The organism is Morganella sp. EGD-HP17, assembly GCF_000512315.2.
Classification (GTDB): Bacteria; Pseudomonadota; Gammaproteobacteria; order Enterobacterales; family Enterobacteriaceae; genus Morganella; species Morganella morganii.
On the sequence record NZ_AZRH01000024.1, the window covers coordinates 1 to 17396 of the forward strand.

General features: G+C 54.9%; 17 protein-coding genes. 1 reads left to right on the top strand and 16 read right to left on the bottom strand.

The genetic code is table 11. The features are described from left to right. The coding region (gene mobF, locus X965_RS17750) for a MobF family relaxase (RefSeq protein WP_036419444.1) at positions 1-2469 on the bottom strand (2469 nt) is incomplete at its 3' end. After that, positions 2469-4697, bottom strand: coding sequence for a type IV conjugative transfer system coupling protein TraD (gene traD, locus X965_RS17755; RefSeq protein WP_036419447.1), 2229 nt, complete (start codon positions 4695-4697; stop codon positions 2469-2471). The genes traD and mobF, both read right to left, overlap by 1 nt. A 183-nt stretch (positions 4698-4880) precedes the next feature. Between traD and X965_RS17760 the strand changes: the two genes are divergently transcribed. Next, the gene (locus X965_RS17760) at positions 4881-5270 is read left to right on the top strand and encodes a hypothetical protein (protein ID WP_036419450.1); all 390 of its coding nucleotides are present in this window, start codon (positions 4881-4883) and stop codon (positions 5268-5270) included. A 102-nt stretch (positions 5271-5372) separates the two neighbouring features. Here the strand turns inward: X965_RS17760 and X965_RS19895 are convergent, their stop codons facing one another. The 14 genes from X965_RS19895 to X965_RS19620 form a co-directional block, all read right to left on the bottom strand. Continuing rightward, the gene (locus X965_RS19895; protein WP_036419452.1) at positions 5373-5585 is read right to left on the bottom strand and encodes a TraR/DksA C4-type zinc finger protein; all 213 of its coding nucleotides are present in this window, start codon (positions 5583-5585) and stop codon (positions 5373-5375) included. A gap of 99 nt (positions 5586-5684) precedes the next feature. Further along, positions 5685-6179, bottom strand: a complete 495-nt coding sequence (locus X965_RS17770; protein WP_051997376.1) for a hypothetical protein — start codon at positions 6177-6179, stop codon at positions 5685-5687. 69 nt (positions 6180-6248) lie between these two features. Next, complete coding sequence (locus X965_RS17775) at positions 6249-6572, bottom strand: heavy metal-binding domain-containing protein (RefSeq protein ID WP_036419455.1); 324 nt, start codon at positions 6570-6572, stop codon at positions 6249-6251. Between the two features lie 59 nt (positions 6573-6631). Next, positions 6632-9499, bottom strand: coding sequence for a conjugal transfer mating-pair stabilization protein TraG (traG, locus tag X965_RS17780; RefSeq protein WP_036419458.1), 2868 nt, complete (start codon positions 9497-9499; stop codon positions 6632-6634). Then, positions 9489-10886 carry a conjugal transfer pilus assembly protein TraH gene (gene traH, locus X965_RS17785; protein ID WP_051997377.1) on the bottom strand — a complete coding sequence of 466 codons (1398 nt, stop codon included), beginning with the start codon at positions 10884-10886 and terminating at the stop codon, positions 9489-9491. Before traH ends, traG begins: the two co-directional genes overlap by 11 nt. Continuing rightward, entirely contained in the window at positions 10879-11235 is a 357-nt protein-coding gene (locus X965_RS17790) for a hypothetical protein (protein ID WP_156341084.1), read from the bottom strand. Before X965_RS17790 ends, traH begins: the two co-directional genes overlap by 8 nt. A 183-nt stretch (positions 11236-11418) precedes the next feature. Continuing rightward, entirely contained in the window at positions 11419-11856 is a 438-nt protein-coding gene (locus tag X965_RS17795) for a hypothetical protein (protein WP_036419463.1), read from the bottom strand. A 45-nt stretch (positions 11857-11901) separates the two neighbouring features. Beyond that, on the bottom strand, positions 11902-12426 hold the full coding sequence (gene trbB / locus X965_RS17800) for a type-F conjugative transfer system pilin assembly thiol-disulfide isomerase TrbB (protein ID WP_036419465.1): 525 nt from the start codon (positions 12424-12426) through the stop codon (positions 11902-11904). Continuing rightward, on the bottom strand, positions 12423-12707 hold the full coding sequence (locus tag X965_RS17805) for a hypothetical protein (protein WP_036419468.1): 285 nt from the start codon (positions 12705-12707) through the stop codon (positions 12423-12425). Before X965_RS17805 ends, trbB begins: the two co-directional genes overlap by 4 nt. 15 nt (positions 12708-12722) lie before the next feature. After that, the gene (gene traF, locus X965_RS17810) at positions 12723-13514 is read right to left on the bottom strand and encodes a type-F conjugative transfer system pilin assembly protein TraF (protein ID WP_036419471.1); all 792 of its coding nucleotides are present in this window, start codon (positions 13512-13514) and stop codon (positions 12723-12725) included. Next, the gene (gene traN, locus X965_RS17815; RefSeq protein WP_036419474.1) at positions 13511-15331 is read right to left on the bottom strand and encodes a type-F conjugative transfer system mating-pair stabilization protein TraN; all 1821 of its coding nucleotides are present in this window, start codon (positions 15329-15331) and stop codon (positions 13511-13513) included. The genes traF and traN overlap by 4 nt, the downstream gene beginning before the upstream one ends. Beyond that, positions 15324-15941, bottom strand: a complete 618-nt coding sequence (gene trbC / locus X965_RS17820) for a type-F conjugative transfer system pilin assembly protein TrbC (RefSeq protein WP_036419476.1) — start codon at positions 15939-15941, stop codon at positions 15324-15326. Before trbC ends, traN begins: the two co-directional genes overlap by 8 nt. A gap of 11 nt (positions 15942-15952) precedes the next feature. Further along, positions 15953-16942, bottom strand: a complete 990-nt coding sequence (gene traU / locus X965_RS17825) for a conjugal transfer pilus assembly protein TraU (RefSeq protein WP_036419478.1) — start codon at positions 16940-16942, stop codon at positions 15953-15955. Beyond that, a partial coding sequence (locus tag X965_RS19620; protein WP_036419481.1) for a conjugal transfer protein TraW occupies positions 16939-17396 on the bottom strand: 458 nt, incomplete at its 5' end. The genes traU and X965_RS19620, both read right to left, overlap by 4 nt.

A 17396-nucleotide genomic window follows, 5' to 3' on the forward strand; every position in this document is an offset into this window, starting at 1 on the left:
TTGTGCGGCCACAGTCTGATAGTGCGGGGAACGGGCAAGGCGGCGGTCAGTTTCGGTGTTGTCGAGCGGGGTGAACAGTTCCACTTTCTCCCCGCTGCGGGCAACGGTGTTAAAAAAATCGGCCCGGGTATCACGGACGGACGCAGCGGCCAGTACCACCTGATTATCCGGCAGGGACTGCCCGGGCGTGGTCACATAAGCGTAATCCGCTTTGAGACCGGCTGTGAGCGGCAGTGTCACCCGGCGGCCGTGATGCGCTGCCGTCAGGGTGCTGTCCGTCACTGCGGTGACGGTCAGGGTGTCACCGGCGGCCAGCCGCCCGTGTTTTGCGAGCAGGGTCAGCGTTTCCCCTGCCGTAATGGCTTTCTGTGCCGGATGAAACAATGACCAGCTGCTGTCAAGTTTTGTGACCTTTATCACCTGAGACTGTCCCCGGCTGTCTTCCAGCGTCACACTCCGCGTGGCAGGCGTCACCCGGGTGACGGTGAAACGTTCAGCGCTTTTTCTACCGTCCTGCCACTGCTCCAGTATCATCCCCTCCCGGTACTGACTGATGTCCCGGCGGGTTTTGCTGTCTGACCACACCGGCGTCAGCAGGGTGACACTGACCGGGCTGCCCTGCAGTACCCCCTGCGCGGTGAGTTCCGCCCTGACCGCGTCCGTCAGTGCCGCCCGTTCGCGGGTGCCCGTCACCTGTACCGTGACCGGCACACCCTCCCGGCGCAGTGCCTGATAGCGGGCAGCCACGGCGGCATAACGCTGCTGTTTGTCCCCGATGCTGTGTATTTCCGTCTGCACCGTCGGTTTACCGGCGGCCGCAAAACGGACAACCCCGGCATCCTCCAGGGTGCGCAGCGCATTCCCGGTGCCTTTGCGACCGGCACTGTCGAGCAGCAGTATCTGGGTATTGGTCTCTTTTGCCTGCGCAAACAGCTGTACCGTCTCTTTCAGTGACCAGGTTTCCGCGCCGGTGACAATCACGGTGCCGTTCACCGGCAGCGCGGGTTTTTCTGTCCAGCGGCGTTTGTCTGTGCTCAGGGTGCCGCTGACCTGCGGCGGGGTGTGTTTGCTGTCCGCCTCAATCACCAGGACTGTCCGTCCCTGCTGCAGGGCAACGGCGGCGGTTTCCGCCAGCCGGTCACGCTGCATCTGCCGGTTGCCCCGGCTGTCAATCACGGCCGCGTTCGGCAGGGTGTCTGCCAGTTTCTGCGCGGTGCCGGTGAACGGTCTGTCCGGCACCCGGAACACCGGTGTGCGGTTTTCTGTCCGCACCTCCGCCGCCAGCTGCTGCAGGGTCAGCTCATCGGTCAGGTGGGCGGCTGAGGTGAACAGCCCTTTCTGTTCGTCCAGCGGTATCAGCTGACGCTGTTCAATCGCCCGGTCAATGGCACCTCTCACCACCGTGATGATACCGGGGCGGGCATCCAGTCCGCTTAAGGTCTTTGCCAGCACCGCGCTGTAGGTCATGCTGACCTGCCGCTCACTGAGCGCGTTCACCGCCTCCGCCAGCGCGGTATCTGCCGCTTTCTGCAGTGCTGCCGGTAACGGCGGCGGGGTGAGACTGTCCTGCTCACGGGATTGCGCGGCCGTATTAAACCGGCTGCGCTCCTCACTGCCGAAACCGTTTTTATCCAGCCGGTCATACCACTCCGTCAGCAGTTCCGCTTTGTCCGGTGTCCGTTTGGCCTGCCGCGTATCCAGCGCGGCCACATCCCGGGATTTCAGGGAGGCGTCATGCCCTGCCGCGTCCAGAATCTGCTGCCGCCGCAGCGAAAACGGGGCGACCGGCACGCCTTCAATTTCCCATAATCCGTTCTTACCGGTTTCCTGTGTCCGGTAACCGAGTGATTCCACCTGTCTGCGCAGTTCATGGCGGTAGATTTGCCCCAGCGCAACCTGCGAGGCATAAACCGCCTCCGTAAAACCGCTTTTGTTCCGGGTGTCACTGGAGAGTGTCCGCCACTGCCCCTCATGCGCTGTCATATTCATCACCAGCGCGTGGGTGTGCAGCTGCGGGTCAAGCTCACGGGAGGTATCATGGTTAAATGCGGCAATCACCAGATTGCCGGTCATGACCGGTGCCGATTTTCCGTCTTTCATCACCCGCGTGGAGGCCAGTGTCTGTACCTCGCCGAGTGCCGTGGCGACAGCGGCATTGTGCGCGGCAAGCATCCGCTCATCCCCGAGCACCACCGCCAGTACCGATACGCTTTTCGGGGCGGAAAAGGTCAGGTCATGCCCCTGCCGGTGCGTGTTTTTGCCGTTTTCCGTGCGCTCCAGGCTGCTGCCCTCCGGCAGACGCCCGGCCAGTATCTCCCGCAGCTGCTCTCTGCTGACCTCCCCGGTCAGTCCCAGCACGTCCGCGCCTTTCCCCAGCCAGCGGGACTCCGCGTTGCCGAGAAAATAGTAGTTATCCCGGGCGGTATAGTAGTTTTCCGCATTTTTGGCTATCGGTGCGACACTCAGCATTACCATTCCCCCCAGCCGGGTTCGTCATGATCATCCGGCTCCGCCCGGCGGTGAACCGCGATATTTTTCTCCTCCTGGTGCAGGGCGCTGTAATTCTCATACATGGCAGCCCGGGTCTCCGCATCCGGCTCATCTGCTCCCGGAAACACAATCTCACCGGTGGCGGTGTCTATCACCATGTCAGGCACGTCCTGCTCCCGGCCGCCGGTCACGGCAGTGTCAGTCTGTGTGGTCTGTGTGGTGTTTTCAGCGGTGACCGCTGTCGCCGGTGTTGTCACGGACGGAACAGCGGCAGAAACCACCGGCGCCGGGTGTGCGGCCGCCATTGTCAGCACCGGCGGTACGACAAGCACTGCCGCTGTCTGCGGCGGAAGACCGGACGGGGTTTCCGGTGCCGGGGTGCCGCTGCCGTCCAGAAGACGCTGCAGCCGTGCGTCACCCTGCTCCCCGGCGTCCAGACGTGCGGTGATGTCCTGCTCCAGGCTGTCATTGAGTTCACGGGGGGTAAATTCGGCAGCCACCGGCCGGATTTTTTCATAGGTCATTTTCATTCTGACCACCGGATAATCCCCCGGCAGGGTGACATAACACTCCAGATCAGGCAGTTTCTGGATATCGGAATAACTCACCAGGGTTTTATCGTCCTCCTGTTTGGAGAACGACACCCCGTCACGCACGGTATCCGCGCCGTAGCTGTACTGTTCGTTAAAGAGTTTTGCCCGCTTCTGCCCCAGCTGGTCACGCACCCACATCGCCACATTCTGGTCAGGGGAGCGGAAAAAGAACCGCGTGTTGAGCAAATCCATCATGGCATCGGCATAATCCGCCCCGTAGGTGAAGTCCAGCTGCGGTTTGTTCTGGAATCCCAGCACAAAACAGCCGCCGAATTTACGGGCTTCGGACAGTACCTGCGGTAATTCGGGGAGTTTGTGCAGGGAGGCCAGCTCATCATAGATAAACCAGATACGCCGTTCCGGATTCTCATTCATTTCCAGCACACAGTTGGCCGCCTGTGCCAGCCACATCGAGATCAGCGGTTTTAAGGATTCGTGCTGCCGGGCATTACTGGTGATCCACAGCCAGCCGTGCGGTTTTTTCGGCTCATTGGCCTGCCTCATCCACTCACGGATGGCAAACGGGGCTTTGCCGTTACGCTCAATCCCCTGCAGGTAGCGCAGTGCCTTGACGTAGTTGGTCAGCACACCCCGGATGGAAATCGCCGTTTTCTCGACCTTCTCCTCCATCAGGTTACTGGCCTCGGTTCCGGCCACATACTCCCGCAGCGCCTTTAAATCGATGGCCAGCAGGGTACGCAGCAGCCTGTTGTAAGAGCGTTCCGGGTCGTTTCTCAGCTTTGCCGCCACCGCCGTGAAGATGGTCCGGGCAGATCCCGTCCAGAACGGATCTTCTTTGGTGCCCTGCGGGATAAGGGTATTGGACATACTGTCAAAATCGGGGGTTGTCAGGCATTCGCGCCACAGATCCCAGTTCTCACACCGCGCATCCAGCGGATTGAGTAATTTGTCGCGGTTTTCATTAAAGTGCTTTTTGACCAGGGAACAGCCTTTGTCGAAGATGATCACCATATCGCCGCGCTCACGCAGCTGCAGCAGCAGTTTGTTGATGGTATTGGATTTACCGGAGCCGGGCGTACCGTGCATCAGTATGTTTTTGACTTCACTGTTGAGAATGAGCGGCAGCTTATCAATCCGGATGGGGGACGCCTCACGGCGGCGCTGCATCTGACGGGCAACGGCACTGACATCCTCTGTCAGCTCACGGCCGCCGGTTGTCTCGTCTCTGGCCTGCTTTTCGCCCAGCCGGTGCAGCAGGGAATAGACCACAAACGCCAGCAGCAGCACCAGGACAGAAGACCAGAACAGGGATAACCAGAGTTCCTGCAGAAAAATATCCCCGGCATAGGTCATGTACGGGTCTTTTAAGATATTCACTGACGTGAAGTGATACACCGAACCGTCAAAACGGATATCGTACACCGGCGGCACCCGGTATAAGGCTTTTTCCCCGGGAGACATAAAATATAACCACCAGTAAAGACCGCCGTTTTTAATTTCCTGCAGCGGGACTTTCAGATAAAAAATAACCGGGGTCAGAATCAGGTAAAATAATATCAGGTAAAATGAAATCCGTTTATTCACCTGCATAAACATTCCGAGCATGTAGCCGAATACCTGGCCGCCCTGGGTAATATGTTTCGTTGAACTCATGACAAATAGTCTCCGTGAAAACTTTAACTTATTAAATAAGTAATCACTGCGGTAATCAGGCAAAGAAAATAATAACTCTGCCGGACACCTCACATTCCGCACTGATGTTTTTCTTTAGTCCGGACTAAAAAGTGATTAATATGCACAGGTTTTATTTAAACCCGGAATCAAAGGAATTAATTGATGAGAAAAGTATTTATTGCTTCGGTGATTGCCCTGTCCGTATTATCTCTGACCGGTTGTGTTAATGCCGGTAACCAGTCACTGAAAAAGGAAACGGAAGAATCGGTGAAAACGAAAATAACACAGGGAACGTCAACAAAAAGTGATGTGAAAAAAGCATTCGGCTCACCGGCGGAAACCACATTTACTGACGGCGGAAAAGAAATCTGGAAATATGAATTTACGGATATTTCATCGGATGCCGTGAATTATATTCCCGTTGTTAATCTGTTCGGCTCATCCTCGTCCGGGGTGAAAAAAGAACTGGTGGTGATGTTTGACGGCGATACCGTCGATAAATACTCCATGTCTGAATCCGATCACGCCGTTAAGTCCGGAATGTTCCGGTAACGTTGACCGCCGTACTGCGGGAGGTTGTACCGCAAAACCTCCCGCGACACCATCATGACAAACAACATGACGCAGCACCGGTATTTTCAGTGTGAATAACGCTCAGACTCCGCGTGCAGACAATTTCTCCCTCTGCTCTGAACAAAACACACAGTACCGCACACCCGGCAGGGATTTCCGCCGGACAACAGGTATCGTCTCTCCGCAGTCCGTGCAGTGCTCTGCACTTTCCCCCTGAAATTGCGCCCGTGCACTTAACCGCAAAGACAGTAAAAAATCACTTTCAGCCTGAGAGACATCGATTTCATCCGCCATAATAAAAGCTCCTGATACGGGACAGTCTGTTGCCCCGGAAAATTTATTATCCGGGGAAACGGACTGTTAACAAACGAAGTGCGTTAGAATTAATTGCACTTATAGTTGTTCCACAATCTGTTTTTTCTCATCCTCATCTTGTTTTTTTTGTTTATTTTTTAGCTCCTCATTATATATTTTATCTATATATAACAACTCCATTTTAAATGATAAGTGAGGTGAATCCAAAAAAACCAAAACACCGTCCTTAGCAAAAGATGCATATTTATTGCCCACATGCGGGATTACTTTTTTTACTAATTTATACTTTCCATTCAATAAATCATAAAAATAATTGAATTTATTTTTATTCAATTCTAATGACACAGCCTTAACCTTACCATCTTCTAAAGCAACCACAGCAGACGACACGCCTTCCAAAGGAATTTCGCTGGCATTCAATACGAGCACGTCACCATATTCCGATGCAACTTGATATTTAGCAAAAACATCCTCTCTGCTATCCTTATTTATAGTAATACCAATCACACTGACATCAGCCAATGCATAAAATGATGTACAAAAGAAAATCATTATGGCTTTAATCATCTTCATATTTAATCTCACAATTTATAGATATTTTGATTTTCATTGCTGCTCTTAACGACCTCCTACCAATTCTTCTTAGTCACTTATAATAACAGCATCACCATACGCAATAACAAACGCATTATTCCACCCATCACCACCAGACTGAAAGAGGACAGTTTCATACCTAAAATTTATAATTGCATTACCGCCAACACTATTAGCCTTTTTTATTAATTCGTCCTGAATTAAATTATCATCTCCATCGTAATAACCACTAAAACGATGAGAAATACTCGCCTTTACCATACCTAAATTAGTGATAATCTCTCGTGATGGAATAATCGAAGAAGTGAAACAGACCGTACAATGAGAAGTAAATACACTCTCAATTTTTTTAGTCTTAGAAAATATTCCCATATTAATCACCTCGGCATAACAAGTTGTTTTTTTTGGTTTACATGCATTAGCCCCAGATATTAATACTTTCTTGGCTGCCTGAAACTCTGTTCACTTAATAATTTTTCTCGTTCCTGTTGTTCTCTTTCCTGAACTTCCGGATTCAGTTTCTGCTCATTTTTAGCCTGATTAAAATTCCCAGCATGCCGTACCTGCTGTACCTGATTTTCCGTCACAGCAATCACTTTCTGGTCTTCCAGAACCTGTTTTCCTTCCGCCACTTTATCTCGGTTATCACGAATATGACGTTCAGTTTCAGACCACCGCTCAGTCACTTTACCAGGAATATCCCGCCGAATATTTGCCTTGTCGCTCATTTCTGAAATTTTTCCTTTGTTATTTTCAAAATTATCCGTCACTTCTGTTGCTAATGAATGATTTAGTACACCCGATTCAACAGAGTCACTGACTTTCGCTTTATTCGCCGCATGTTCCGACTCCAGCTGCGGAACTATCCGCTCTTCCGCAAACGACTTCGCCAGCACGTCACGCTCGCGGGCAACGTCCGGGGATGAGGTGTCACTCAGAATACGGTCTGCACTGCCCGGTGTTTTTTCCATGACGTAATTTACAAACTGCTGGTCAAAGTTACGGTCAATCTGTGCACTGTGACTTTTCGCCAGTGAGGCCATCTCGCTGTATTCCTGACTGCGCGTCCGGCTGGTCATATACTGGTCATAACTGTTCTGGCTGACTGACAGAGTGGCCGCAAACTGATCAACATCCGAACTCGCGGTGTTGTCGTTCTGACTGGTGCCGTGACTCATCCGTTCACTCTCCAGCACATCCCAGCCTTCGCGGAAGTCCTTCTGCGCCTGGACATTCTGTCCGTAATGGTAATCGGTATTCCGGCTGCCGCTTTCCTGGGTGCCTTTGGTGATGCTGTCACGATCTGAATTACTGTGCTCTGCGTAAATTTCCGCGCCTGCCTTAAATCCAAATACGGTTGGTGTATTACCTCCACCACTAACTTTGCCGCCATAACTGTATCCGCTGCTCACCTGATTGTTCATCAGCATTTCATAGGCTTCACGTTTGGAGACTCCCTGGTTTTTCGCGACCGTACTGACCGCATTCTGCATTTTCGCCACCGCCTGTGACTGGTTCGCGGTCATACCGGAATCCGTGCCCGAGGACAGTGTCGCACTGTTACCTGTCTGCGTGGAGAACTGACTCAGCTGATTCCAGCCGCTGTTCACACTGCTCTGGTAACCGTGCTGGGCGGAGGACGCCTGAGCATCCGAGCTGCGTGCCATCTCCTGCAGTGTGCCGGCCGTGACATCCGAGCCTTTGATAGACACCGGCAGCCGGGACGTGCCGGTTGAGCTGTCATACACCATCTGCCCGCTGGCCGTCTGCGTCACCGTGGCACCGCTGGCAAGCTGCTGTGTCGTCTGTCCCTCACGGTGCGAATAGTTGGTATCCCATTTGTTCCCGGAGACATTGTCCGTCTGCATATTGCTGAATGACCAGTTGCCGTCCGCCGCCTGGGATGATGACGCGGTGGCAGCGCTGTTAATCGCCGTGCCGAGGTAGTTACCGGCCTGCGAGACCACCGACCCCATCCCTTTCACAATCCCGTAAGCGATAAACGGAATGGACAGGGTCAGCCAGCCCGCGACCAGCCCGATATCACTGTGCATGGACTGTACCGACGCCAGATTGGCGAGGTTAAACTCCGTGCCGCCGGTTTTACCGCGCAGGTAGAATGAGGCGGCGCTGTTGAGAATGGCAAACATCGGCGGCCATGACTGCAGATAGATAATACTGAAAATGTAGTTTTTCAGCATGCCGATGGTCAGCGCATGAATTGTCGCCAGTAAAATGGTGATCGGGAACAACGCAAAAATCAGCGCCAGCAGGATCGTGTTCATCAGCGGCAGAAATTTCACCCCGATGGAGCCGGAGGTCGCCCAGCTTAACCGCATTTTGTTATAGGATGAGGTGGACGAGAGATTCACCAGGCTGGCCGTATCCCCGCTCTGGGCACTGTAGGCGCTGAAACCGTTGCGCAGCGCATTCATCACGACTGACGTGCGCATCAGCTGACTGGCGGTCTGCCCGCCCTGATAATAATAATTGAAGCTGTCACCGAGCAGCGTGGCGTACAGCACATTCGCATTCGGCGCCCCGCCGAACAACCGGCGGACGTTGTATTCCCAGGTCTTCCCGCCCGGAGAGGTGTCGATCCCCAGCTTCGGCATCAGCGCATTTTTCGCCAGCATCTCACATGTCCAGAACCCCTCCTCCGGTGCCTCACTGTTGCCGTACGGCACCATCACACCGCGCAGCGGACTGGGCTGACGGAATATCAGGGTATACGGTTCCCGGCTGTTCATCAGCTCCTGAAAGGAATACTTGTGATTAATCATGATGTCGCCAATCACACAGTTTTTGACGTACATCCCCATCAGTTCGGCCAGGTCACCGTTCACCGTCATCATATCACTGGCGTTGCCGACCAGATCCGCCCCGTACAGCATCCCGGTTTTGCTGTACATCAGGGAGTCCGGCTGATGGAACAGACGTTCATAGATTTCGGTGATATCCGTGCCGATACTGGTGATAAATTTCGCCGGAACGGCCAGCCCCAGCGGCACATTATCCACGCGGTACACGCCGGTCGGGTCACTGCGGTCAATAATCTGCACGGAACGTTTCGGAATAAGCAGCACACTGGTGATCAGGATCATAAACGCGACAAATTTCACCAGTTCCTTCGGGTCATGCGCCCGCATATAGACCGCCAGCGCACTCATCCCGGAAATCAGCATCACTATCCGCATCATGGAATCCCACGCGGAGGTGCCGACCATCGTTGCCACACCGTTGAAAATCTGTGCCATGTAGGCACCGCCTGCCATCACATAGACTGTATCAACCGCCATTGCCGTTACTCCCCTTCGGTTCCGGTGAGACAATATTAAACCGGTAATTCTGCTGAAAACGCTCCTGCAGCTGACTGGAGGTCTGCTGGCGCAGATAACTCATCTGCCTGTCCAGATCCAACAGCACATTGGATTTTACCTCCACCGCCTGCTGCAGGGACTCCAGCTGGCGGTTGGCCTCCGAGATATTTTCCCGTAACGATTTCATGTTCGATTCCGGAAAGTTTTTGCTGTTCATCTGTACTCTGGCCTGATCAATCAGCTCCTGCAGATACTGGAATAAAATGTCATAGGCAATGTAGTCCGACAGCGCCGGTAAAACGGAACTTTTGATATTGAGCATCATCGGGTCAACAAGGTAGCGCAGGATGGGAACAGAGGTGCTCTGGATAAACCCCTTCTCCCCGACTGACAACGGGACATCCGACTGCAGTTTGCCCTGAATCCCTTTGATATTGTTTATCACCATCTCATTGAGCGCATTTTTCTGACTGACGGTGATAGTTTTGGTGCGCAGTTCCAGACAGTCCCCCACGGACACACACCCGTTGATTTCAATCTGTCCGCCGTACATCAGGGCTTTGATGACGTCCTGCCGGTCGGCTTTCACGGGAATGAATCTCACATCCCCGTTTGTCGGGCCGAAAATAATCGTACCGGTAAGGTTCATCACCAGTTCTTTCAGCTCATCATTCCCGTCGAGCATGCGGTTTTTTTTCAGCACCTCCCACATCAGGTTCTTATTGCGCATCACCTGGTCTTTCATATTGTCGGGTGACTTATCAAACGCGCTGTCCATTTTTCCGCCCACCGTACAGCCCTGACGGGAGGCCGCCCAGTCCGCGAACATATTGGTTTCCCCGCCGATGTCCTGACAGATTTTCTGGCTCTGGACGGAGTTGGTCGGCCAGAGGCCGCCGATAATGCCCTGCGCCGCCTGACAGGAGGAAATGTTGGTACTGTTGATGTCCGAGGCCATTTTCTGCAGGAAATCTTTGGCGGATTTCAGCTCCGGCACGGTGGTCTGCAGGGCGAGGTCAAACAGGTATCCGGCGGCGTTGGTCATCAGCTGCTGCACAAACTGGGTGATTTGCTCACTGTTGAGGTAGGAGAATGACCCGAGATAGGCATCAATGCCGCCGCAGCCGGCATTGAGGGACGGCGGGGTAAACGAGACAATCTGCAGCTGTTTCACCTGGTTACGCAGAAAGATATTGCCCCCGGTGGCGTACCCGGCGGCCTGTCCCTGCCAGGCGGCGGCACCGGTGACGTTACTGTCAAACCCCAGCTTGTTGAAAAACTTATTCATATCACCGTTCACATCCGCTGCCGCCGCGCCGGAGAACAGAAACCCGGCCAGTAACAGGGAAAATGCCTGTTTATTCATGGTTTTTCCCCCGGCGGGTGATTTTACGGAACAGAACGGACAGACCGTAATCCGTCATATTGCAAACCGGTAACAGAATACTGTACCAGAAAACCAGAAACAGATTCGCTGTCCCCAGACCGGCCAGCGTCTCCGGAATCAGGTACATGGCGGCATTCATAATATCTTTGAACCGCAGTTCGTGTTCCGGAACAGCCTCCGTTCCTTCAGGCCATATCCCGCAAAATACAAATGTCATAAATACCCAGAGAAGATATGCCGCAATCAGGTAAACAAACGCACGGTCAAATGCGCTCTGCGACCGATTCTTATAATCAGGATGAACAAATACCACTGTTTTTTTATTCATGATTGTGTCTCCCGGCGGAAATCCGCCGCTGATAAATACAGATTGATTCCGGCCGAAAACGGCCGGATACAGAGTCAGAAAGGAAGAAATGCCGGCGGCAGAAGGCTGCCGGTATAAAAAGAATGACAACAGGTGTTAATGATCATCGGGGCGGATTTTTTGAGGATCACTGACATATATTCTTCACCGTGATGTCAGTCGTGTGCGGTGCGCACGCATTATGCAGAGGTTCAGAACCAACCCGTACCAGCCGCCAATCAGCAAAAAAGTCACTGTATTGTCGCTGTAAGGATACGCAACCGCAGCGTGACTCCTGAACCAGAGAAAAACAGCCGCCGCGGCCGATGCAATGACACACCCGTAATAACGCCGCCACCAGAACATCAGACGGGCAAAACGCCGGGTCACGCTGAACTCCAGCCACAGGCAGACTACCGGGACAGCCGCCATCCCGGAACCGCACAACGCAAACAAATACGCATCCGCCACATAGTCAAAATCACGGGAGGATGTAATCAGATCAAGGTCATCAAAATTCAGCGTGCCGAAATAAAGCAGAAAGCAGCCTGCCAGATACAAGGCGCTCACTGTCAGCCGGAATGCAATTTTTCGTTTCAGCATAAAATCACCGCGTCTTTTCCTTTATTAAACAGGATAAATAACAGGTTACGACTGTGCCGCCATCAGGGTACGGTGCAGCCGGTTTTCAATCTCCGGCAGCGGGGTTAATCCCTGCGCCAGCGGCGCGGTTTTCAGGGTGTTGACCTCCACCAGAAACAGGGTCGGCGTCATCACCGGTATCCCGCCTGCGAAAAAGGTCTGCACCACGGACTGAGGTGCCGGTATCGCATCCGGAAAAGACGGGTCGCCCTGCCCGTTCAGGCTGTAGACAAACACCTTAAATCCGCGCATGTCCGCCCACTGTTTCAGCAGCGGGTCAAACTGGCGGCAGTAAATACACTCCGACTGCATAAACAGCACCAGGGTGTAATCGTTCAGGTTGACTGTCCGCCCGTCCGGCAGGGCATACGGACGCGGCGCCGGGGCACGGCGCAGCGGGGCGGGTGCGGTGACAGTGTCACTGCCCGGGGTTTTCTGTCCTTTGGCCGCCTCCAGCGCGGCGATATCCTCCAGGGTGCCTGCCGCGGCCGGTAAGCACACCATCAGCAGCAGAATACACAGACGTTTCATACGGATTTCCCCGCTGCCGGTTTGCCGCTGACAAACTTTTTCCAGGCATTGAGTCCGCTGTAAATCAGGCCGGTCAGACTGAACGCCGCGCCGGTCGCAAAGATAAACACCGTGCCGCTGTCGCGGATAAAGTCCGCCGGAATGCCGCTGCCGTCAGACAACACGCGGTTATTCATCATCATGTCGGCCAGCACGTAAAACAGCAGGGACGCGGCCAGTAACGCACCGCCCGCAAACAGGAAAATATTTTCAAGCAGGGTGGTCAGAGTCAGTTTTTTCATCGGTAAATCCTTCTGTTAATCCGCGGCAAAATCGGTCGCTATCTCAAGAAAACGGCGGGACAGCGCGTCCTGCGTCATAAAACCGAACGCCAGCGGCTGGTAGTGTTCAGTGGCGGGGTCAACCAGATAGAGTGCCGGAAAATGGCTCACCCCCATGGCGGCGGCCTGTCCGCTGTCCGTCCGGGTGCCGGGCAGCGCGTCACTGCGTGCCCCGTCCATGCTGACCGGAATCAGGGTGATCCCGTTATCCTGCGCAAACTGCGCGACCACGGTGCTCATCTGGTTATCAACCGGCTCACGGCCCCGGTAAAACAGAAATAACCCGTAACGGCCGGACAGGTCGCGGACAGCCTGTTCCTCTTTCTCCCGGGTGGCCGCCAGCTGCAGTGGCACCGTGCTGTTGTAGTGGCTGTGTTCGAGGTTGTAATCCAGTGCGGGATAGTACAGCAGGGCTTTGCGGGCTGACCGCTCAAATTCGGCGGACTTCGTCAGCCAGTAACGCTGCAGGGACAGAAACCGCGCGGCATTTTCCGCACCGGGCATCATAATCGCGGTGTCCAGCGCCTCCTGTGTCAGCTTCTGCATCACTTTTTTCTGCACCGTGGCAGGCAGCGAGGACAACGGAACAGTGTCCTCCGGCGGCGGTTCGCTCTCATCGTCCTCCTCCGGCTGCGGTTCGTTGTACCAGTGCCAGCCGGTCAGCGGATCATCCGCATAGGTGTGTGTCTGCGGCTGCTCCGCACCGGGCTGCGCTCCGGCGGCAGCGGCCCACAGACACAGCAGGGTCATCAGTGCGGGTTTTCTCATGGCTGTGTCCCCCGCTGCACATTGCTGCTGATCTGTTCTTTCACCCTGTCAATCAGTTCCTGGTCTGCCGGAATATCCGTGCCGCTTTCCATATCCTCATAGAAGTCCGCGAAATTGAGACGGTCAAAATCAATGGCCTGCAGCTCATCAATGGTGATGCCCCGGCAGTCCGGATTATTCCCGCTGCCGAAACCGATCCCCAGCTGCCAGCTCCGCCCCTGCTCCTGGACAATTTTGGCGAGCTTGCTGTCAAACACGCAGTAACCTTCTTTTTTCTGCAGACAGACGCCGAGCACCTTATTTGAGCAGTACGTACCGACATACACCGCCAGTCTGCGGTCTTTTGCCTTACCGATGGCTTTTTCCTCACTGTCGCATCCGGCCAGTCCGGCATCATTACCCCAGCCGCTGTTTTTACAGCAGTTACTGAACCCGGCGGCGGCCTGACGGCAGGACTGCCCCTGCCCGGTAAAGGCACGGATATCCATCTCATCACTGAGTGCCGCCACATCCTCACCGGCGGCGGCCACTGCCGCCAGTGCGGAGACCGCATGCTGAAAATCATTCACACTGCCGCTGTTAATCTGGTCACATTCACCGCTGGTACAGACCAGATCCATACCGCATAACTGCCCGGCGGCACTGACTTTTTTCTCACAGGAAAAGACTGCCTGTTCGCGCAGACAGGCCGCGCCGGATTGTTCGGTACAGGTGGTTTTTGCCAGGGTACAGGCGGGATCGTTCATCAGCGCATCACAGGAGCCGTTATCCGCCTCCCGGGAAATATAGTTGTCGGTATACTGCCAGCAGTCACTGTGCACCGGGTATTTTTTACCGCCGTACTCAACGGTTCGGGTGCCGCCCGCCTCCGTACACTGTGTTGAGAGTTTCACTTCCTGCGATTTATCGAACGGGCAGTTTTCCACCCATTCAGTATACGGCTCATACGTGACCTCTTTCTTATCAACCGCGATGGTCAGGGTGATGCGCAGCGGATAACTGGTGATACTCTGGACAGAACCGTAACTGCCGGGATGTGTCACCACAAAATGCTCTCCCTGCCTGAAATTGGTTTTCACCGGGTAAAACGCGGCGGTGGCTGCATTGCGGGTGTTATACGTGACAGAGGTGCCGAAAAGATAAGAGGTCACCGTGGCCGCCCGGCCAGTCCCCTTTTTGGAAGCCCAGACCGCGCCGGTAATTCTGCCCTCATACGGAAACACATACGTGAAGTTGTCCCCGGAGCGGGAATAATGATCCGGATTACGGCCGCCGTCCCCGAATGCCCAGGTTTTGGTTTCGGTTGTGGTGATGACCTTTTCCTTAAAGTTCACCACCGCTTTGCGCGTACAGGCCAGCTGTACCGCCGGTGACCGTTCACAGTAATGCGTGGTGATATCGGTTTTATCCAGGGTCACGTCTTTGCACGGCACATCGGTGCCGCCGGTGATGGTCTCCGCATTGTCCCGGACAGTCAGTCCGTTACTGATAAACGGGGCATCCAAATCCGGCCTGTCCGGCGGCCGGTTTTTAATGACGTCAGTCACTGTGTTTCCGGCCTCCGTGTTATGCAGCGCCTCCGCTCCGGCATTCTCAAGATCCGGCGCCGCACCGGCCTGCACACCGCCGTAATAGCCGCTTTCCGGCGGACTGGCGGTATACCCGGGGATAATCTCCTCCGGCTTCATGTTCTGCATCGCGCCGGTGCCCTGTCCTTTCTGCTCATGCGCAAAGCGGGACCCGGCATCGTAATCACTCTGAGCACCGGCAAAACCGGCGGACAGACATAACAGCAGCACCGTATTCCGGTTAATCATCGCGGCTCTCCTTATTCAGCAGCCGTTTCGCGGTGTCCGCACATTCACCGTCACGGGCGACCGCTTCCAGCGCACTGCCGATTTTCAGGTTGCCGTACACCACGTCATACTGCTCCCCGCAGCGGACAACCAGCGCAGGCACCTGACGGATACCGAAACGGTCAAACGCAGTCGGGTCAATCTGCACCCCGCTGTGTTCATTCTCTTTTGTCAGCCGGAACACGGCGGCGGCGGTTTTGCGGAAATCATTGTCAATAAGCCCGTTAATCACTGACGGTATCCCGAATCCGGCCGCTTCCGGGATCATCAGTTTCAGGCCGTCTTCCGGCACGGAGAACGAAATCAGGTACAGGGCGTCTGACTGCGCGCGCGGCTGTGATGCCTGACTGTCCTGCTGACGGCGTTGCTGCAGCTGCGCCAGCCATGCCGCGTCAGTCTCACTGAGTTCACCCTGTGCGGCCGTTTCCGGAAGCGCCGGCGGCGCCTCACGCAGGGACTGGCTTTTGTCCCGCAGCGACTCAATAAACTGCTGCTGTTCCTGCACCGTTCCGGCGGTGGCCGCAACGGCCGTCAGTCCGGTGAGTAACAGGGTTAATATTATTTTTTTCATGGGATTATCCCTTACAGAAAAACACAGTTGCGTTTGCGCCAGATAAGGTAGCCGAAGTTTTTCCGGCTGGCCGGAGAGGCGTGACCAACCTGCCAGTGCATGACTGAGCGGCCGAACGGGTGACACCGGGCGGTGTCCGGGTACATGTTTACCATCTGATAGCGGTAACGGTCTTTCGGCATAACGGGGGACGGGTATTCATAGCAGACGGCTTTATTTTTACCGATACTGTTCATGATCATGCCCTGCCGGTGCAGTTTGAATGCCATCCGCTCCGACAGCAGGACAGAAGACGCCTGCGGGCTGAACTCATTGGGGGTATAGCCGGTGAACGGGTACATGCTGCCCTGGGAACCGGCACACCAGAACAGGGCATTGAGCGGTTTATCAAACGCACCGGCAATGGCATCCGCCGCACAGGCACCCTGTGCGACGGGGTTGGCAAAGACAAACGCCTCCGGGGCAATCACCGAAGACAGGGAACTGTCCTCCCACATCGGGTCAAGTTCGGACAGGTAGCCGATATCCATATCCCCGGCCTGCAGACACCCGGCGGAGGTAATGATATTGAGCCAGTAGGTCAGCGGGTATTTGTACCAGTGGACATGATAAAACGCCCCCTGGGTGGCCGGGTCATTCTGTGTGCCTTTTCCGCTGCCCATTTTGCCTGCACTGAGGTTAAACCCGCCGAGATTGACCATGCAGTACGGGGAACGGGTCACATCGGTGAGCGCAAACGGCTCCCAGTAGCCGATCGCCAGCCCTATCCGCTGAAAAACCGGCGGCGGGACCGGGCAAATCTGGACAGGTGATGCCGGATTTTCCGTATCCGGTTCACTGCCCGAAAAAACGACGGAGCTGCCGATGGTCATCGGGAACAGACAGTTCCAGCAGATATCGGTGATCGGGTTGACGAATTTTCCGTCACACCCGGGGTCTGCGTTCACCGGCGCGGTGAGAAAAAACACGGCAAAACCGAGCGCAATCCATCCTGTTTTCACGGCTGCCCCTCCGTCATGGCGGCGGACACAATCCGCAGCCGGTTACCTTCCTGCGTGACCACCGCCGGGATATAGCGGATCCCCAGCTGTGACGTCAGCGCCCCGCCCTGATCAAAGTAAATCCGCGTGTTTAAGGTGTCCGACGCCTCACGGATATTGCCCCGGGTCAGGATCACCTTGTAACGGACGGTGGCCGGTTTCTGTGCGTTCATCCAGGCAACCTGACGCGGGTCATCGGCATCGAGAAAATAGAGGGTCTGCGCAAACGCGATACTCTCCAGCGGATTCACCTGCTGCCCCTTACGGGCGAACACACGGCCTTTGTCGTCAGCGAGATCCTGTCTGACCGTAAACGCCGGGTCATACCAGACGGTATGGGACGCCGTGTCAGTTTCCAGCCCCTCCACCGGTGCCGGGCGCAGGGTGTTCTCAATCACGCGGTTTTTAAAGTCCG